At 51.7% G+C, this 17,906-nt stretch carries 13 protein-coding genes; 7 read left to right on the top strand and 6 right to left on the bottom strand.

Annotated features, from left to right (window positions below):
- Window positions 1–28 precede the first annotated feature (28 nt).
- Window positions 29–1,651, bottom strand: a complete 1,623-nt coding sequence (locus ICC18_RS20630; protein ID WP_188176323.1) for an S-layer homology domain-containing protein — start codon at window positions 1,649–1,651, stop codon at window positions 29–31.
- Window positions 1,652–2,216: 565 nt separating this feature from the next.
- Here ICC18_RS20630 and ICC18_RS20625 point away from each other — a divergent pair.
- Complete coding sequence (locus ICC18_RS20625; RefSeq protein ID WP_188176322.1) at window positions 2,217–2,795, top strand: nitroreductase family protein; 579 nt, start codon at window positions 2,217–2,219, stop codon at window positions 2,793–2,795.
- A gap of 67 nt (window positions 2,796–2,862) precedes the next feature.
- On the opposite strand, the gene ICC18_RS20620 is transcribed toward ICC18_RS20625, so the two are convergent.
- The 5 genes from ICC18_RS20620 to ICC18_RS20600 all read right to left on the bottom strand — a co-directional run bounded on the left by ICC18_RS20620 (window position 2,863) and on the right by ICC18_RS20600 (window position 9,619).
- Window positions 2,863–3,774 (bottom strand): pseudouridine-5'-phosphate glycosidase, encoded by a 912-nt coding sequence (locus ICC18_RS20620; protein WP_188176321.1) that lies wholly within the window; start codon window positions 3,772–3,774, stop codon window positions 2,863–2,865.
- A gap of 2 nt (window positions 3,775–3,776) precedes the next feature.
- On the bottom strand, window positions 3,777–4,874 hold the full coding sequence (locus ICC18_RS20615; RefSeq protein WP_188176320.1) for a carbohydrate kinase: 1,098 nt from the start codon (window positions 4,872–4,874) through the stop codon (window positions 3,777–3,779).
- 167 nt (window positions 4,875–5,041) lie between these two features.
- The gene (locus ICC18_RS20610; RefSeq protein ID WP_188176319.1) at window positions 5,042–5,419 is read right to left on the bottom strand and encodes a hypothetical protein; all 378 of its coding nucleotides are present in this window, start codon (window positions 5,417–5,419) and stop codon (window positions 5,042–5,044) included.
- A gap of 141 nt (window positions 5,420–5,560) precedes the next feature.
- Window positions 5,561–8,167, bottom strand: a complete 2,607-nt coding sequence (locus tag ICC18_RS20605) for an Ig-like domain-containing protein (RefSeq protein ID WP_188176318.1) — start codon at window positions 8,165–8,167, stop codon at window positions 5,561–5,563.
- 165 nt (window positions 8,168–8,332) lie between these two features.
- Window positions 8,333–9,619, bottom strand: a complete 1,287-nt coding sequence (locus tag ICC18_RS20600; RefSeq protein ID WP_188176317.1) for a glycoside hydrolase family 18 protein — start codon at window positions 9,617–9,619, stop codon at window positions 8,333–8,335.
- A gap of 89 nt (window positions 9,620–9,708) precedes the next feature.
- On the opposite strand from ICC18_RS20600, the gene ICC18_RS20595 reads away from it, so the two are divergent.
- From ICC18_RS20595 to ICC18_RS20570, 6 genes are all read left to right on the top strand, one after another.
- Window positions 9,709–10,068, top strand: a complete 360-nt coding sequence (locus ICC18_RS20595; RefSeq protein WP_188176391.1) for a type 1 glutamine amidotransferase family protein — start codon at window positions 9,709–9,711, stop codon at window positions 10,066–10,068.
- 397 nt (window positions 10,069–10,465) lie between these two features.
- On the top strand, window positions 10,466–11,782 hold the full coding sequence (locus tag ICC18_RS20590) for an ABC transporter substrate-binding protein (RefSeq protein ID WP_188176316.1): 1,317 nt from the start codon (window positions 10,466–10,468) through the stop codon (window positions 11,780–11,782).
- A 75-nt stretch (window positions 11,783–11,857) separates the two neighbouring features.
- On the top strand, window positions 11,858–12,763 hold the full coding sequence (locus tag ICC18_RS20585) for a carbohydrate ABC transporter permease (RefSeq protein ID WP_188176315.1): 906 nt from the start codon (window positions 11,858–11,860) through the stop codon (window positions 12,761–12,763).
- Complete coding sequence (locus ICC18_RS20580; RefSeq protein WP_223192719.1) at window positions 12,760–13,653, top strand: carbohydrate ABC transporter permease; 894 nt, start codon at window positions 12,760–12,762, stop codon at window positions 13,651–13,653. The genes ICC18_RS20585 and ICC18_RS20580 overlap by 4 nt, the downstream gene beginning before the upstream one ends.
- Window positions 13,654–13,875: 222 nt before the next feature.
- Entirely contained in the window at window positions 13,876–15,456 is a 1,581-nt protein-coding gene (locus ICC18_RS20575; protein ID WP_188176314.1) for a cache domain-containing sensor histidine kinase, read from the top strand.
- Window positions 15,457–15,579: 123 nt separating this feature from the next.
- Window positions 15,580–17,754 (top strand): carbohydrate-binding protein, encoded by a 2,175-nt coding sequence (locus tag ICC18_RS20570; RefSeq protein WP_188176313.1) that lies wholly within the window; start codon window positions 15,580–15,582, stop codon window positions 17,752–17,754.
- Window positions 17,755–17,906: the final 152 nt, after the last annotated feature.

The following is a 17,906-nucleotide window of genomic DNA, read 5'->3' as shown; positions in this document are numbered from 1 at the left end:
GAATTAATTCCCTGGCGGTCTTTTAATATTAGGTTTGGTTCAACGTCACATAGCTCGTTACTTTATTGCCAGTCGGCAATACGCCTGTTAATTCAAAAGATGTTACGTTACCTGTTACATGTACGGTACCGTCGGGATCAACACTTACAGTGCCTGTGGCACCTTTGCTCGGATCGCCTTTGACTTCATTCGTAATGAAAAGCATGCCGAGTGCGAAGTTGTAGGATCGGATCTCGTTTTTCTTATAAGTGATGCCGTAGTTATCCGTGATGCTCAGATCCATTCTTTCATAAGCGTTAAAGGAATAAACGCCACCCGTTACGGTTTGCTCAATCGACGTATTGCCTGCTTTAATTTCTTTTGCAGCAACATGGTCGCTTTTCACAGTGACTGTCACGTGCAGTTGCTTTGCATCGCCATTGCCGACCCGGACGATCAGACTGATATCAGCCGTTCCTGCTTTGTTGCCAATAACGTAGGCACGGTGATCGGTGGAGACAGCGACTTTGGCAATGCCAGGGTCTGAAGAATGAGCGGATTGTACAATCCCGGGAACCGCTACAGTCTCGCCGCCTGACGTTACTTTCAACTCAATTTCTTTTGCCAGCTTGCTTTGTGCAGGATCTTCAGCGACTGCTTTCGTTGCTAGTTGATTTAGACCTGTTGCCGCGCTAGTCAACCCGCTATCGAGTACATTGGCCAGCGTATAGCTGCCAACAATCGAAATATTGCCCGTAGATGCAGATGGGGCGGAAACCGTAAATGTACCTGATGCCGTTTGAATCGTAGATGCATCCAAACCGCCTAGAGTTACATTATAATCACCCGCAGTAAGAGCGCTGCCTGTTACGGTTAACGTAGCGGATTTACGATCGGTGGACCATACGGTAGTTGTATTGATGACTGCTGTGCCTTTATTCAAAGTCAAAGTTGCCTTATTGATATCTACTTGTTTGTTCAAAGTGACTTCAACCTTCTGATTATCGGACGCAGCTTTCACGCTAGTTACCGAAATCAAATTTTGCTTTTGGAATACGTCCTGGGCAGTGTATGAACTTTGGACGAGATCGGCCCGGTTGGCCGGTTGATCGCCAGTTTTGCCGTTTGCATGTATACCGAGCATCTTAGCCTGTTTCACTGCATCGGCATACCAAGGCGTACCCGTAGTGCTCACTTCTTTGCCTAATCCCTTTAGAAGTACAGTGTCGAGCTGACCCGTTGTTACGGAATCGCCCGGCAAGAACGTCGTGTCCGTGACTCCGTCGATCAGGCCGGCTTTTTTAGCGGCTTCAATATAAGGAATCGCCCAGCTATTCGCCGGATCATCGGTACGAACATCAGAAAAGCTGGAAACCTTGACATTGGTGTCAACCGTGATGCCATAGATCAAAGTCGCCACTTTGGCGAATTGTGCTCTTGTCATGTTTTGTGCAATACCGAATGTATTTTCGGAAACACCTTCAAAAACACCGGCCGCAACCATCGCATCAATCTTGGCTTTCAACGTCGCATCGATACCGGTCAAATCTGTAAAGTTCGCAGAGGTCGTAGAAGCGGTGGCTGCATTAGCGGGATTTGCCAGTGCGGCCGCAGACAACATAGAGAAGGTGACAGCGGCGATGGCGAGCGTCGTAAGTTTTTTAGGCTTCATAATACCTCCTGGAAAATAAAATGATAGAATCATAATTTAACTAGCTTTCAGCGTGCGTCGTTCTGTAGCTATAACTATACATTGCACGATAGGGTGCGTCATTGTCAAATTGTCGACATTCTCGCAGCGAGAGTGCCAGTTTTAGGACTGGATAGACGAATCAATTAATGAGAATGATAATTAGCCTCATTTACTAACGAATAGTGAGAATGATTATTATACTCATTTACTAACATAAAATTAATCACTTTACAAATGTAAGTAAAACGACTATAATAAACTCAACAACAACAACAAGTAAAGGAGGCTGACACTATGGGTAAATGCGCATGTGGCAACACTCAAAACGCTGAAGGAAACTGCGACGGTTCACACGCAAAAAAAGATAAGTAAGATCATATTTGTATATGAAAAAGGATTCTACGAACGAAAAGGTTCGTTGGAATCCTTTTTTGTTTAACTGGCCAGAATCGTGATGTATGTTTGTTGCGAAACGAAGGCTCCTCGTGCACAATAGAACTAGATCATTGAATTTTGTTCATGTTGAAAAAGGAGTGGCAGATTCATGGATATAAAAGAGGCGATTCGACATCGGCGCAGCATTGGGAAAGTCAAATCGGATCCTGTGGATAAAGCATTAATCGAGGAGATCCTGGAAGCCGGCATATGGGCACCAAATCACTGCAATACGGAGCCGTGGCGTTTCTGGGTCATGACCGGAGACGGCCGCAAGCTGTTGGGGCGCGGCTATGCTGAAGTCGCAGCCGCCGAGGCGGGAGAGATCTCAGAAGAAGAGCTGACGCAAAGAAGAAGCGCTCAGGAGAAAAAGGCGTTCCGCGCGCCGGTTGTCATCGCGGTGGCCGTATCGCCATCTGATCAGCACCCGGTTGTGCCTGAAATTGAAGAGTACGCGGCGGTGCATGCAGCTGTTCAGAATATGCTCTTGACCGCTCATTCTCTAGGATTAGGCGCAATTTGGCGCTCCGGCGCTCCGACCTACCAACCGAAGATGCGGGAGACGTTCAACCTCCAAGGGAAAGAAGAGATGGTCGGATTCATCTATATCGGCTACCCGGATATGCCGGCGCCGCCAAAAGCGGAGCGGGTACCGTTCGAGCAAAAAACAGTATGGGTAAGTGAGTAGATAAAACAGCAAAGGAGCTGCCCCGTAAGGTCTTGTGATAAGACCTGCGGGACAGCTCCTTTATTGTTTACTTTTTCAGCGAGACGGCGATTTGCGCTGCGACTTGCGCGTTGTTGTATACAAGCGCAATGTTCGTTTCCAAGCTGCGGCCTTCAGTCAGCTGCTTGATTCGTGCGAGCAGGAATGGCGTTACCTTTTTGCCGGTAATGTTTTGATCTTTGGCTTCGGTCAGCGCTTGCTGAATGACGCCTTCGATTTCCATGTGGTCCATAGCGGACTCGGCTGGAACCGGGTTGGCGATGATGGCGCCGCCTTTCAGGCCCAGTTCCCATTTGGTCCGCAGCATGCCGGCCACTTCGGATGGCTCATCAAGGCGGAAATCTACGCCAAAGCCACTTTCGCGGGCGTAGAAGGAGGGGAACTCACTCGTTTTGTAGCCGACAACAGGCACACCGTGAGTTTCCAAGAATTCGAGCGTACGGCCGATGTCCAGAATGGACTTCGCGCCGGCGCAGACGACAGCGACGTTCGTCTGTGCGAGCTCGGTCAAGTCGGCGGAGACGTCCATCGTCACTTCGCCTTCGCGGTGCACGCCGCCGATACCGCCGGTGGCGAATACTTCGATGCCCGCCAGCGCTGCGCCGATCATCGTCGCGGCTACTGTCGTCGCGCCGATTTTGCCGGACGACAGTATGTAAGGGAAGTCGCGGCGGCTGACTTTCTCCACGTTCGGGTTCGTGGCGAAAGCTTCAAGCTCCCGTTCGTTCAAGCCGATCTTGATCTTGCCGTCCATGATCCCGATTGTCGCCGGAACGGCACCGTTATCGCGGATGATTTGCTCGACTTTTTTGGCCATTTCGATGTTCTGCGGATAAGGCATCCCGTGGGATATAATTGTCGTTTCCAAAGCAACGACAGGCTTATTGCTAGCTAGCGCTTCTTTCACTTCATCCGTAAACGTCAAGTAGTTGTTGTTCATGATTAGTCTCCTTTTATCATGGATATCGTATGAATGAGTCTTTCTTCGTTTAGCTCTCTGGCTACTGATTCTGCTGTTTGCAGCGTAATGTGAGCGGCGGCGATGCCGTACGAACAGGCTTCCATAAAAGTTTTATGGTGCAGCACGCCGTAAGCGATGCCGGCAACGAGCGCATCTCCCGCACCCGTTACTTCCACGACACTCGTCGGAATAGGGGCAAAGAGCCGGCTGCCTTCCTCGCCATGGTACATGACGCCCTTGCTGCCCAGCGTAATGAATACATGCTTCACGCCGCGCTCCCGAATGGCCTCAGCCAGCTTCGCGAGGTCCGGATCTGCCGTGATGGTGATGCCTGCGAGCTCGCAAGCTTCCTCCAAATTCGGAAATATTGCGGTCACTCCCAGCAGCTGCTTCGGAAGTTTTTTGGTTTTTTCCGAGGAGACAGGGTCGATGAACAGTGGGATGCCTTCCTCGCCGCAGCGTTTGACCAGTTCTTTCAAGGTTTCGGCCGGCAGGTTCGTATCGGCGATGACCAGCTTGGCGGCTGCGATATGCGACCACTTTTCGAAGAGCAAAGCGGGTGAACATTTATCATAAATTTCCATATTGGCAAAAGCCAGAAACATCTCTCCGGTTGCATCGAGCAAAGCCGTATACGTACCGGTCTTCTCGCCGTGCAGCACAATCGACTGACTGACGTCGACGCCGCGCTTCTTCGTTTCCTCAAGTACCCACTGGCCTGATTTATCATCGCCTACAACGGTGAGCAAAGCGGCTTGGCAGGATAGGCCCGCCAGCGTTTCCGCAATATTGCGTGCGACCCCGCCGCAGGACTCTGTAACGGTAACCGGGTTCGAGGACGCGAGACGTATGGCTTGCTTGCTGTTTGCCTTGCTGTCCAGGTTCGCGCCGCCGATGCACATCACCGTGCTTTCGTCCGCTGTAACATAAGCGCGTCCCCGTATGATACCTTTCTTCATCAGCGTGGTGATGTAGCCGGCAACGGCAGATCTGGAAATACCGATGCTGCTTGCCATTTCATGTTGGGAGATGAACGGATTTTGGCGAATGAGCGCTAAGATTTGCTGTTCCCGATCCATGAGCGGCTCCTTTCCCTGATTGGTCTACCATCAGTGTAATGTAATGTTAAACTTTTGTCTATACAACAAACAAATGTTTGCAAGGTCGAGTGGATTTGAAAAAGGAGCCTGTCCCGCAAACCGGAACAGAGCTCCTTTTTAGATCGATTTGGTTGGTGAGCGGGCAGCTACGAGGGTGCGTTCCTCGAACGGCTGACGAACCCAAGCAGCCCGAGTAAGCCGAGCAGTCCTACATAATTACGATTGGAAGTTGGCTGCGCGACTGTCTGATCGGATAGAGCCTTGTAAGAAGTAGGCGGTGTCAAGCCATATGAAGCAGCCCGACTGCCTGAATCTGAAAGCGCGCGAACGCTCTGGTCCGCTCCCGGCAACCCGAAGGGGTTTGTACCAAAGAACGTTGGGGAACCTTGCTTAGCGGCGTCCAAGCGCTCGGTTTCCGAGATGACCTGCTGCGCTTGAGAGTGTGAGTGGTAGTGATGAGCTCCGAGGAGAGCTGTTATCGACAAAAAAGAAACCAAGGCAAGCTTCACAAAACGGGGAAACATGTGTCATACCTCCAAACACGGTGTCTGATAGTGCCTAAGACGTAGGTATGGACAGTTTTCCCATTGTTACGGAAGTTATGTATCTTTGGTTTCATGAAAAAAAGCATCCCCGCCCTTTGGCAGAGATGCTTAAGTATCTGCTTACTTCGTTACGGTTACAACAACCGTCGTTTTCATATTTGAATACGAAACGGTGATCTTCGCCGTCCCTTTGCCTGTTGCTTTAATAATGCCATCTTTTACGTCTGCGACCAGAATGTTGGACGATGTCCATAGAGCGGGCTTCGTCACATCGAATTCCGATCCGTCGGTGTAGGTAGCCAAGGCTTCAACTTCAGCACTTTTACCTTCGCGAAGCTCGACTTTCACAACATCGGTTTTTAAATATTTCAACGTGTCGATTTCTACAGGAATCGAAACCGTTTTACCGCCAAAAGATGCGGTTAACGTGGTTTTCCCGGAGCTTGTCGCGGTGAAAAGTCCATCGCTGACCGTACCTAACTTGTAGGACGATACTTTCCATGTCGCTGAGCTCGTGACATCTTTAGTCGTACCGTCTGACAATGTTGCTGTCAGCTTCACTTGAACATGTGAACCGCTTTTGGTTGAGATGTAAGTGGTGTCAGCTTCCAGAGCTTGAATGACGCCGACTTCAACCGGAATCGTGACGCTTTTGCCGCCGTAAGCAGCTATGATCGTCGCTTTTCCTCTTGCTACAGGGGTAACAACCCCTTTGGCCACTGTTGCGACCGTACTGCTGCTTGTTTTCCATTCAGCCTCATTGGTCACTGTGCGAGTTGCGCCCAGGGAGTCGGTTGCCGTCAACACGATGGATCTCGTTTCGTTCAAATCAAAAACAAGGCTCGACACATTCGCCGTCAGATCGCTCGCCATATCCACCTGAACGGAAATGGTGACCGTTTTCGTATCCAATTGTGCCGTCAGAGTGGCTTCGCCGGAAGCCAACGCCTTCACTTTGCCAGCATCGACAGAAGCGGCTTTGGGGTTGCTGCTTGTCCAAATGACATCCGAAGTAGCGTCTTTCGATGTCTCGTCGGTGTAGAGGGCTGTTGCTGTCAACGTGACGGCATCGCCTTTTTTCATAACCAGCTTCTCTTGACTGATCGTTAAGCTTTTTAGAACGCCAACGGATACTTGAACGACTGCAGTACGTGTTCCGTATTTAGCCGTAATTGTGGCCGTACCTGTGTCTATTCCCGTGATATCCCCGCTTCGCACTTCGGCGATCTCCTTGGAGCTTGTCGTCCACTCCGCCTTACCTGTGACATCTTCTTCGCGTCCGTCTTTATAAATGGCTGTTAGCTTCAACTGATCGGAGCCGCCAATCTGTAAATTGACGATTTTCTTGCTTGGCTTGATGAGGGTTGGAATATCCACTTCCACTTTGGTCGTGGTTGTTTTACCGCCGTAGGTCGCCGTTACATTGACGCCTCCGGCTTTATAGGTTTTCACTGTCCCTTTTGTAACATAAGCGACAGAATCATTGTCGACAGTCCATTCCGCACGATCCGTTACAATCTCAGTTGTGCCGTCTGCGTAAGTAGCACGCAAAGTGAGTGCATGCTCGTCTCCGGTTTTCAAGGAAAGTGTATCTTCATCAACAACTAATCTGCGAGGGACTTCGACATCGACAATGACCTTAACTGTCTTCTCTCCGTATTTCGCGGAAATGACGGTTTCGCCGATGGAGCGAGCGATCAGCTTACCGCCCGACACTTCCACGATGTCCGTATCTTCTGAAGTCCATTCAGCCAGAGCAGAAACGTCTTTGGTCTTTTCAGCTTCGGTTGATGCGTCAGCATAAGTCGCTGTTAGCGTAAGGGTTCCTGTCGCATCTTTTTTAAGTAAAAGGTTCTGAGTGTTTAAATCGAGCTTGAGAGCATTATCGACATCGACCGTAATCGTCGTTGATTTGGTGCCGTAGCTGGCTGTTAAGGTAGCCCTACCGACACCGTAGCCTTTGATGGTGCCTTTAATCGCATCGGCTACTTTTTCTTTATCTGTCGTCCATACGGCTTTCTCCGAAACGTCGGATGTTGTGCCGTCCGGATAGGTAGCGATGAGTTCAACTTTTTCCGTACCGTTCGTTAAGAGGGAAACTTGAGACTTCTTCGCATCGATACGTCGTACGACTTCTACATCGACGGGAAGCGTCAGGCTTTGGTTCATATATTTAATGGTGACGTTGGCGCTGCCCGGACTTTGTCCTCTTACTAAACCGTTCGTTACGGATACTACGGAGCTTGCGTCAATGGTGTAGTCGGCTTTGCTTGTGACATCTTCGGATGTGCCGTCATCATAGTAAGCTTTGATGTTCAATTGGTAAGTGGCATCCAAACGCAAATCCAAGGATTGCTTGTCTTTCGTTAAGGATTTCACTTTTTTCGTGACGGTTACGTTCACGATTTCGGTTTTACCCATATAGGTAGCAGTGATGACTGCTTTACCTTCTTTTTTGGCTGTAACGACGCCTGCATAAACGGAGGCGATATCCGCCGTCCCTGAGGACCAATCCGCCTTGACTGTAGCGGTTTCGGTTGCGCCGCTAACATAGATGGCCGTTGCCGTCAAATTAGCCGTGTCTCCGACTTGCAGAATGATCTCGTTCTTGTTGAGTACCAGCTTGGAAATTTCATCAGCTGCATAGGCAATGCCAGCAGCTAAGGTTTGCGTGGCTAAGATGAAAATAAATACAAATGATAACCATTTGCTGCGACTAAATTTCATGATTGATTACCTCCACGTTGGTCTCCTTCGAAATGAATATGAAAATTATGGAACTTATTTAATATCGGTTTGAAACTGCCCAAATTGAATAGCTAATAGCACAAAACCCTGAACCATTGGAGGCATGGGCTCAGGGTGTGCATTCGCGGACAATTTTAAGTTGTATTATCGTTTTACGACATTGAAATTATCCTCAAGCAGCAGCCAGTTTTGAGGAAAGCTGAGCCCCAGCTTCCAGTAGCTGATGCCGCGCAAGCCGAGTTCTTTCATCAAGCGGAATTTCGCTTGGATGGAACGCGCATCCTCGAACCAGACGGTATGTTCTTTGCCGGCGTCATCCCAATAATTGAAATGCGGTGCTTGAGCGGTATAGTCGTATAAGATTTGGGCGTTCCACCTGCGGGCCAGAGCGATGGCCGCTTGCGGGCTGACGGCTTTGGCAAAGGGGCCGCCTTTGACGTAGGGCAGCGTCCAGTCGTAGCCGTACAAGTTCTGCCCCATCATGATTTTGGATGCGGGCATTTCCGTGAGCGCGTACTCCAGCACTCTCCGAACGGGACCTATCGGCGAAACGGCCATAGGAGGTCCGCCGCTGTAGCCCCATTCGTACGTCATGATGATCACGAAGTCTACGATTTCGCCATGTGCCTTGTAATCGTGAGCTGTGTACCATTCGCCTGTCTGGGCGGCGCTTGTTTTGGGGGCGAGGGCGGTGGAAATCAGATAGCCTTCCTGATGGATTCGTCCTGCTGCTTTGCGGAGGAAACGATTATACGCTTCACGATCGCCCGGGTACAAATGCTCAATATCAAAATGGATATCCCGGAAGCCATACTGCTTCGCCGTAGATATGATTGTTTCCAGCAAACGGTTTTGCACCGTTTCGTTCGTGAGAAAGATGTGTCCCAGCTCGGCGCTGAACTGGTCTTGTTCCAAATTCGTCACAACCATCATCAGAGTGACGCCATGCTGTGCGGCCACAGAGCCGAGATCGTCCAGCGGCGGCGCCTGCAGAGTGCCGTCCCGATTAATGCGAAAACTGAAAGGAGCCAGATAAGTAAGATGAGGCGCTGCATCTCTAGCCGATTCAATCAATGCGGGAGAAATACTCGTTCCACGGGGCTCAATGTAAGCATTCACTTCAGCTGATGGGCGCGGAAACGGGGGGATGTACAACCGTAATCCTACAGAAAGCGGTTGATTTGGGCGAAGCCTGTTAACATCCATGAGCGTTTGCAGGTCAACGCCTAATTTGCGGGCAATGAGATAGAGACTTTCACCGGGTTGAACCCAGTAATACGAACCGACGATCGGAATGACCAGTGCCTGTCCAATGACGAGTGATTGATTCGGATCGATTTCATTGGCTGCAGCAATCGTATCCACGGTCACACCGTAAGCTTGTGAAATTCGATACAACGTTTGTCCCTTTTGGACAACGTGAATTTGCATGGGGTTTCCTCCTCTTAGAGCGTTTGGCGATTATCATTGCTTTACCATATTCCCGAAAGGTGGAATGGGTGTATGTCTACTTCTATAAAATGCGTAATACTATTAACTGGATATTATTTCCATTTATCGTGAAAGGGGATAATACCAATGAAATAGCTATCGTTTGCTTTGACGATTTTACGGATCTTGACGTGTTCCTGCCATGGGATCTGTTGAATAGAGTACGATTAGTCGGCGGTATCGCTGACTGGGAAGTAAAGCTGCTGGGGACCGAACCGTCTCATGTGTCAATGGCGGGATTTGGCGTAAAGGTAGTCAATGAAAGTATGGTAACTAACGGCAACATCAGCGCGGCTGCGGGGTGTTTGGCCGGACAAGACTTGTCGTCTTGGGTGATTGATTCTTTAATGCCCATCTGGGATAACCAGTTTATGCTTCGCCTCCGGTGAGAGTGTCGTTCTAATCTGTCCCTCGCGTCCCTTGGCAATCAAACATCAACTGGTAGCGATCGTTCATGCCTAACATCTCCTTCATCCTATTCACTTTGTTCGAACGCATAGCTAGCACATGCCGATCGAATGGCGAGGCCGGGTTTTCATTCGCTTTGTGGAATGGATGCTTCTCTCCTAAATTGGTTGACAGCTGCAGGGATCGTACCTTTTAATTTATGGGATAATGTTGTTGTCGAACTTGAAGAACAACGTCTGACCATCGAATCGATCTCTGAATAAATCAGCGCACAGATCGGATATTCGTGTCATATGTAAGCGTAATCAACCGTGGTACGATTAGATTATCAACAAGACTTGTTGATCAAGCCAATACTAACAGGGGAGGAAATAACAAATGAAGAAATTGACCGGCGCAATTCTGGCATCGGCTCTGTCGCTCTCGGTTGCACTGACCGGCTGTTCACAACGGAGCGATTCCGGATCGGTTACTCAGGAAAGTGTCAAGCCCGCGGAAAATGCAGCCACAACCGCAACGGCGGCAAACGGGCCCAAAAAGAGAATCACCGTCTACAGCGCTACCGCCGATAAACCTGTCCAAGAAGTATATCGGCAAATTGCGAACGATTACATCAAGGAGAATCCAAACGTAGAAGTAGATCTCCAGTTCCCGGGATCAGAATATGAGAACATTATGAAGGTGAAGATGGCGGCCAACGATATGCCGGATATCTTCGATACCCACGGCTGGGCGGTCATTCGCTACGGCACGTATCTGGCGGACCTGAAGGATCAACCTTGGGTTCCGCAGCTGACCGATACGATCAAGGACGTGGTAACGGACAAGAGCGGCAAGGTTCATGCACTGGTACTAAGTGAAGCGAAGGACGGTCTCACTTACAACGCCGACCTTCTGAAGAAATATAACATCGATGTTCCGAAGACTTTCGATGAATTGATGGCCGCCGCTGAGAAGCTGAAGTCCGAGAGCAAGGGGGAAGTAACACCGTTCTATTTCTCCGGCATTGATGATTGGATGATCGGACAATTTTTCGACTATTTCGCCACCTCGCTCCTGATCAGTCCGAAGCAGAATGAGGCGCAAGCCCTGCTGGACAACAAGATGGATTGGAACAAGTGGAACCAGCTCCCCGAGAAGTTCCTCGAGATGTACAAGAAGGGCTTCATGAACAAGGACGTGCTTACGGCCAAGTACAGCGACCTGTCCGGCCTGTTCGCTCAAGGAAAGGTGGCTTTTACCCTGCTGGGGCCGTCCTTCGCGGATGAGGTGCATAAGGTGAATCCGAACTTGAAGATCGGATTCATGCCTGTTCCGTCGATGGTGGCTGGGGATGAGCCCAACTTTTCCGGCGGCGAGCGCCTGACGATGGGGGCTTCCAAGGACAGCAAGAACCTGGAAGAGGCCAAGAAGCTGGTGGCCTATTTTGCCAAGCCGGACAACATGGCCAAGTTCGCCAACGTCACCAAGCTGCCTCCGGGACTGAAGGGTGTCACAGCGAAGCATGAATTCACGGAATATTACGATAAGTATGCGAGCATCCGTGTCTTCCCGTACTTCGACCGTGTATACCTGCCGAACGGGATGTGGGATGTGCTCTGCAAGTCCGGCTCCGCATTACTGGGCGGACAGATCACTCCGCAGCAATATTCCGACAAGATGAAGCAAGAAGTGGAACGGCTGAGAAAAAAATAAAATCGGTCATGGGGGGGCTGGACGAAGCAAGAGGTCCGGCCCTTTTCCGTGCCCGTGCATCGGAGGAATGAAAGGATGGAGAGTACCAAGAGAAGAACCTGGAATGGCCTGCTGAGCTCGCCTTCCCTTTTGAATGTCTTGTATTTCCCGGCACTCGCCCTTTTCGGAGTGTTCATCTTATACCCTTTTTTGAAGGGGCTACAGATCTCATTTACCAACTGGGACGGGTATTCCCAGTCCTCCAAGTGGATCGGTGTATCCAATTATACCCGTATCTTTCAGGATCCGGACATTGTCCGCGTTATCCGCAATACCTTCATCTACGGCCTGGGCAGCACGCTGTTCCAGAACATCCTGGGTTTGGCTTATGCCCTGCTCCTGAACCAGAGACTCCGATTCAAGGGCTTGACCCGAACCATCGTTTATCTGCCGGCCATCATCAGTCCGCTGATCATGGGCTATATCTGGTACTTTTTCTTCCAATACAGAGGCGGTGCTATTAACGATATCATTCTCCTGTTCACTGATCAGCCGGTGAACCTGCTTGGTAACTCCAATTGGAACGTATGGATGATCACCTTGGTCAACACGTACCAATTCGTCGGCGTGGCTATGGTCATCTTCCTGGCTGGCCTGCAGACCATTTCGAAGGATTATTACGAAGCGGCTATCATGGACGGAGCCGGCCGATGGTTCAAGTTCAGCCATGTGACCTGGCCGCTCCTTGCACCGTCGCTCACGATCAGCATTGTGCTGAACGTCATAGGGGGTCTGAAACTGTTCGACGTCATTACAGCGCTTACAAACAGCGGTCCGGGATATGCCTCCGCATCGCTCTCTACGCTTATGTACAAACTGTATTTCGGCCGACAGGATGCAGGGTACGCGGCCTCCATCGGTATCGTGATGTTCCTGATCATTTCCGTGGTCAGTATATCTATTCTGATTGTATTAAGACGCAGGGAGGTATCGGCGGCATGAGCAAAACCATGAACTCGGCAGCGGCAGAGCCCCGCTCCGGTGTAAGAGGCAGCAGAGCGCTAGCTGCGGAGACCGGAGGCAAGTCGTCCTTCTGGCTGGGGGCGACTGCACTCCTGATCTCTCTCCTGCACATCCTGCCATTCTATATCTTGGTCACTTCATCCTTCAAGGCGGCCGACGATCTGAGCTCCAAGTGGATCGCCCCCGGCTACGCTTATTGGGATAACTTCACCAATGCTTGGCGGGAAGCCCATCTGGGCAGAGCCTTCCTGAACAATATCTGGATCACGCTCTGTGCGGCCGTCCTGATCGTGCTCTTGGGCTCCATCGCTTCGTATCCGCTGGCACGGCATCAGACGGCGTGGAACAAGTTCATCTATACGGTGTTCATCTCGGCTCTCATTGTGCCGCCGCTTATCACGCTTGTTCCCCTATATAAGATCATGGTGGATATCGGCGGGATGAACCACTATTGGGGCATCATCCTCCTGCATGTGACCTTTGGGCTGCCCATGACCATCTTCTTGTACACGGGCTTCATCGCCACGATACCGAAGGAACTGGATGAGGCGGCGTTGATCGACGGTGCGGGACGGTTTTCCCTGTTTTATCGGATCCTGCTGCCTCTCTTGAAGCCCATTACGTCAACGGTTATCATCTTAACCTGCGTGAACATCTGGAACGACTACCAATTCTCCGTATTCTTCCTCCAGAAGACGGAGGTGAAAACCATCACCGTGGCACTGAGCGGGTTCTTCAGTCAATACACCAACAATATCGGATGGGTGGCCGCGGGTTCGTTAATGGCGGCGGTCCCGATCACCATTGTCTATCTTTTCCTGCAGCGCTATTTCATCAGCGGCCTGGCCTCCGGTGCGGTGAAGGGGTAAGAAGATGCTACTCAGCCCCGACTCCGGCTGGTATGATAAGAGGACAGACAACTATCGGGGGGCCAGGCCATGCGGAGAAAAGCACTCACGTTGCGCAAAAAATTGATCATCCTGTACATGCTGACCGTGTTGGTTCCAGCGGTGATCATGATTCTGATCCTGCCCTATTACTACAACAACCTGTTCATCCAGCAGACTACCCAGCTCTCCGGAGGGACGCTGATGTCCTTGACACGCAACGTGGAGATGTATCTGGACGATCTGGAGCGGCTCACAATCACTCCTTATCTGAACGACGATGTCATGACGGGGCTGAAGCTTAAGGCCAGCGTCCGCCCGGATGACGCCTCCGAATACGCCAAGTTCATGGCGGAGAAGGCCTTCCGGCAGACACTGCCCCGCCAGCTGAAGAACACCCGCAAGGATATCCTGGGAACCATTCTGCTGCCTCTGGACGGATCCGTCTATATCATTACCTCCGTGGACCGGTCGGATCCGGTCCCGGGCTTCAACTATAAGATTCAGCCGTGGTACCAGAAAGCCGTCCTGCAGGACGGCGGAGTCGCCTACATCAGCAAACATACCCAGAATTATTTGCAGCTGGACGTGCCGAAGGAGGTCTTCTCCGTTTCACGGCTCCTGAAGGACCCCGATTCCGGCAAGCCGCTCGGGGTTATTATGACGGATGCGGCCAACATCGTACTGGAGAGGATCGTTAGCGATGTGAAATTCAACGTGACCGCCATCACGGCTATTTTGGATGAAAATTACCAGCCTCTCTACAGCAACCATTCCTTGACCGGCGACATGATGAAACAGCTGGCGGCAGGGAAATCCCATGTGAAGGGGGACAATGACAGCTACCGGGTGGTTACGGAGAAGCTCCAGAAGTCCGGGTGGACCATCGCGGTTCTCTTTTCGGACAGCGAATTCCGGTCCCAGCTGAATTGGATTTATTGGCTGGGCACGATCTTCGCTGCCGGAGGCACGCTGGTTACGTTGTTCTTGAACTTGTCCTTGACCCAGTGGATTGTGCGGCCGTTCCGGGAAATGGTGCATTTTATGAAAAGTGTACAGCGGGGCCACCTGGACAGCCATCTAGAGATTCGTGGCGGTGACGAGATCGCTCAGCTGGGTATGACGTTAAACACGATGATCGCTCAGCTGAAGGAGATGATCGACCGCGAGTACCGGGCTGTCCTGGGCCAGCGCAATGCCGAATACCGGGCGCTTCAATCTCAGATCCAGCCCCATTTTCTATATAATACCTTGACCAGCTTCATCGGATTGAACCGCTCGGGCCAGAGCCGACTCTTAGAGCAAGCCATTCTATCTTTAAGCGGTATGCTCCGATATATGCTCGAGCACCGGGATACGGTAACCCTGGGGGAGGAGACTGACTTCATTCGGCGGTACGGTGAATTGCAGCGGATGCGCTTCGGCGATAAGCTCCAATTGAAGATCGAGGTGGACGAGTCCGCCAGGAACCTTCACCTGCCCAAGCTGCTGCTGCAGCCGCTGGTAGAGAATGCCATCATCCACGGCATTGAGCCGATGAAGCAGGGAGGCACACTTTGCATCCGAGCGGAGCGGGAGGTGACTGTCGATGGCGCCGGCGCTTGGGTGTCCATCCGTATCGAGGACGACGGAGTCGGATTCCAGCCGGGCAGTCAGGGCAACAGCGTAGGGCTAAAGAACGTCCGGGAGCGGTTGCAGATTTTCTGTCCTTCGGCAGCGTTCACCCTGGAGAGCGGGCCGGGGGAAGGCACGGTGGCCACCCTTCGGATTCCAGATGACAAATGAGCGCATATAGATAACATCCGGTGCATATGTAAGCGCATCCACGAATGGTATTCTAATAGTGTCGAAACCATGGGAAACTTGGAGGTTTCCATGGCGACCGACATATTCCAATGGAGGTGTATTATGCGAAAAAGAGTAACATCAGCTTTATTGGTTCTGGCCGTAGCCGCGGGACTTGTCGGGTCTCCGGCCGTCACGTCGGCCGCGAATCCGCAACTGACTGTGGATTTATCCCAGAATACAGGCGCATTGCTGTACGGCGCCACAGGATTTTTGTACGGGCTCGGCAATGACGGGATACCCAAAGACAACATGCTGGCGCCGCTGAAGCCGCAATACGCCAGCCAGAAGCCGCCCGGCGGACTGCAGCATCCGAACGGGGACGTGTTCGAAGTACAAGACCAGTATTTCCGCAACGGCGGCAAAGAGATTCAAGTGATCATGCAGGATATCTACAAGGAATGGCCATACGAGAACCTGGGTATGAACGATTATCTGGCCAAGGTGGACACAATGGTCCGCGCCCTTAATGCCAATCCGAACCGTGACAAGTATGTTTATGTACCCTTCAACGAGCCCGATTGGATCTGGTACAATAACAGCACCAAGCTGCAGCAGCTGTTCAACGACTGGAAGACGGTCTACCAGAAGATCCGCTCCATCGTCCCCAATGCCAAGATTGCTGGAATCGGCTTCTCTTATTACGACGCTAATGTGTACGACCAGTTCCTGACTTTCGCAAAAAACAACGATTGCCTGCCTGACGTTACCACCTGGCATGAGCTGCAGAACAGCTTCTTTACGGATTGGGATACCCACTACAACCATTACCGGAGCGTCGAGTCCCGCCTCGGCATCTCCCCCAGACCAATCTCGATCAACGAATACGGAAGATTCTCCGGGGATATCCCGGTTCCCGGCAATCTGGTCCAGTTCGTAAGCAAGTTCGAGAACAGTAAGGTGTACGGAAGCTTGGCCTACTGGACTACCGCAGGTGCGCTGAATGATTTGGCGACGGAGAACAACAAGGCGACCGGTGGCTGGTGGCTTTACAAGTGGTATGGAGACCTGTCCGGGAATACCGTCAAGACTACTCCTCCTTCCCCCTCCGGATCCCTGCAGGGAGTAGCCGCTCTGAACGCCACTGATCGACAAGCTCGGATTCTATTTGGCGGCTCCTTGAACGCTTCCGATGTCTTCGCGACGGATGTGGTAGTGAAGGGCTTCGGCACTGCTTCCTATTTCGGCTCTACGGTCCATGCCGTGGTTATGGGAATCGACAACACCAACTTGAATCCATCCAGTGGTCCTTATGTGCTTCAGGAAGGAGACTACAACGTGGTGAACGGCCAAATCACAGTTCCGGTGTCCAACATGAAGGCCTTGTCAGCGTATCAGATGATTATCACGCCGAACCGGGACCTGTCCCCCTCGGGGACAGCGGGCAGGTATGAGGCGGAGTACGCCGCCTATACCGGAACGGCCTTCGTCTCATCGAGCAGCAACACGGGTTACTCCGGTACATCCTTCCTGGAGGGCTTCGGCGGAGGCGGTAACAGCGCGAGCGGACAGTTTGTCGTGACAGCGCCTACGGACGGCTATTATGATCTGTCCCTTCGCTACTCGGCTGGCCCATTGGCGGGTGCACCGGCTAACCGGACCATCCGAATGACGGTGGGCGGCACGACCTTGAAGGATTTGACTTTGGGGGGAACGGCCAACTGGGATAGCTGGGCCACCTCCACCACCAAGGTTTTTCTAGAGGCTGGCATTAACCGGATCGGCTTCACAACGTATACGGCGGATAACTCGGATGCAGTCAACCTGGATTATCTAGAAGTGGCCGCCGCCACCGATACCGTCGTAGCCTATGAGGCGGAAGCCGCCGGCAACACGCTGACCGGTACGGCCAAAGTGGAGTCGAAGACGGCCGCGTCAGGAGGCAAATATGTGAGCTGGATCGGAAACGGGGCGGCGAATGCCCTGCAATTCAACGGCATTCAAGCCCCCTCGGCAGGACGCTATCGGATCGTGGTTACCTATGCCAACGGCGAACTTGGGGACGGCGCCACCAATTACAATTCCAACATCGTGGACCGTTATGCCGACGTATCGGTGAACGGGGGCGGCTCCCAGAAGGTTTATTTCCGCAATACCCTGGGCTGGTCCAACTTCCGAACCACAGTAATCGATGTGAATCTTAACGCAGGCGCCAACACGATCAAGTTCTCCAACGGCTCCATCGGCTTCGCGCCCGACATCGACCGGATTCAAGTGGCCGCTTATTTGGGCAATTAACAGGGGAGCCGCACGCAAGCCGTGCGGCTCTTTCTCCGGTTCCCTACAGGGTAGGACTTCATATGGACAAGGGAGTGCCGATTCCCCTAAGATGGAAAGACGACTGAGACTGAAGTTTACAGGCATAGAGACGGATGGAAGAGGGGACAGCA

The organism is Paenibacillus sedimenti, assembly GCF_014534655.1.
In the GTDB taxonomy this organism is placed as follows: domain Bacteria; phylum Bacillota; class Bacilli; order Paenibacillales; family NBRC-103111; genus Paenibacillus_E; species Paenibacillus_E sedimenti.
Note: the sequence above shows the minus strand (reverse complement) of the source record. Positions and strands in the feature narration are given on the sequence as shown.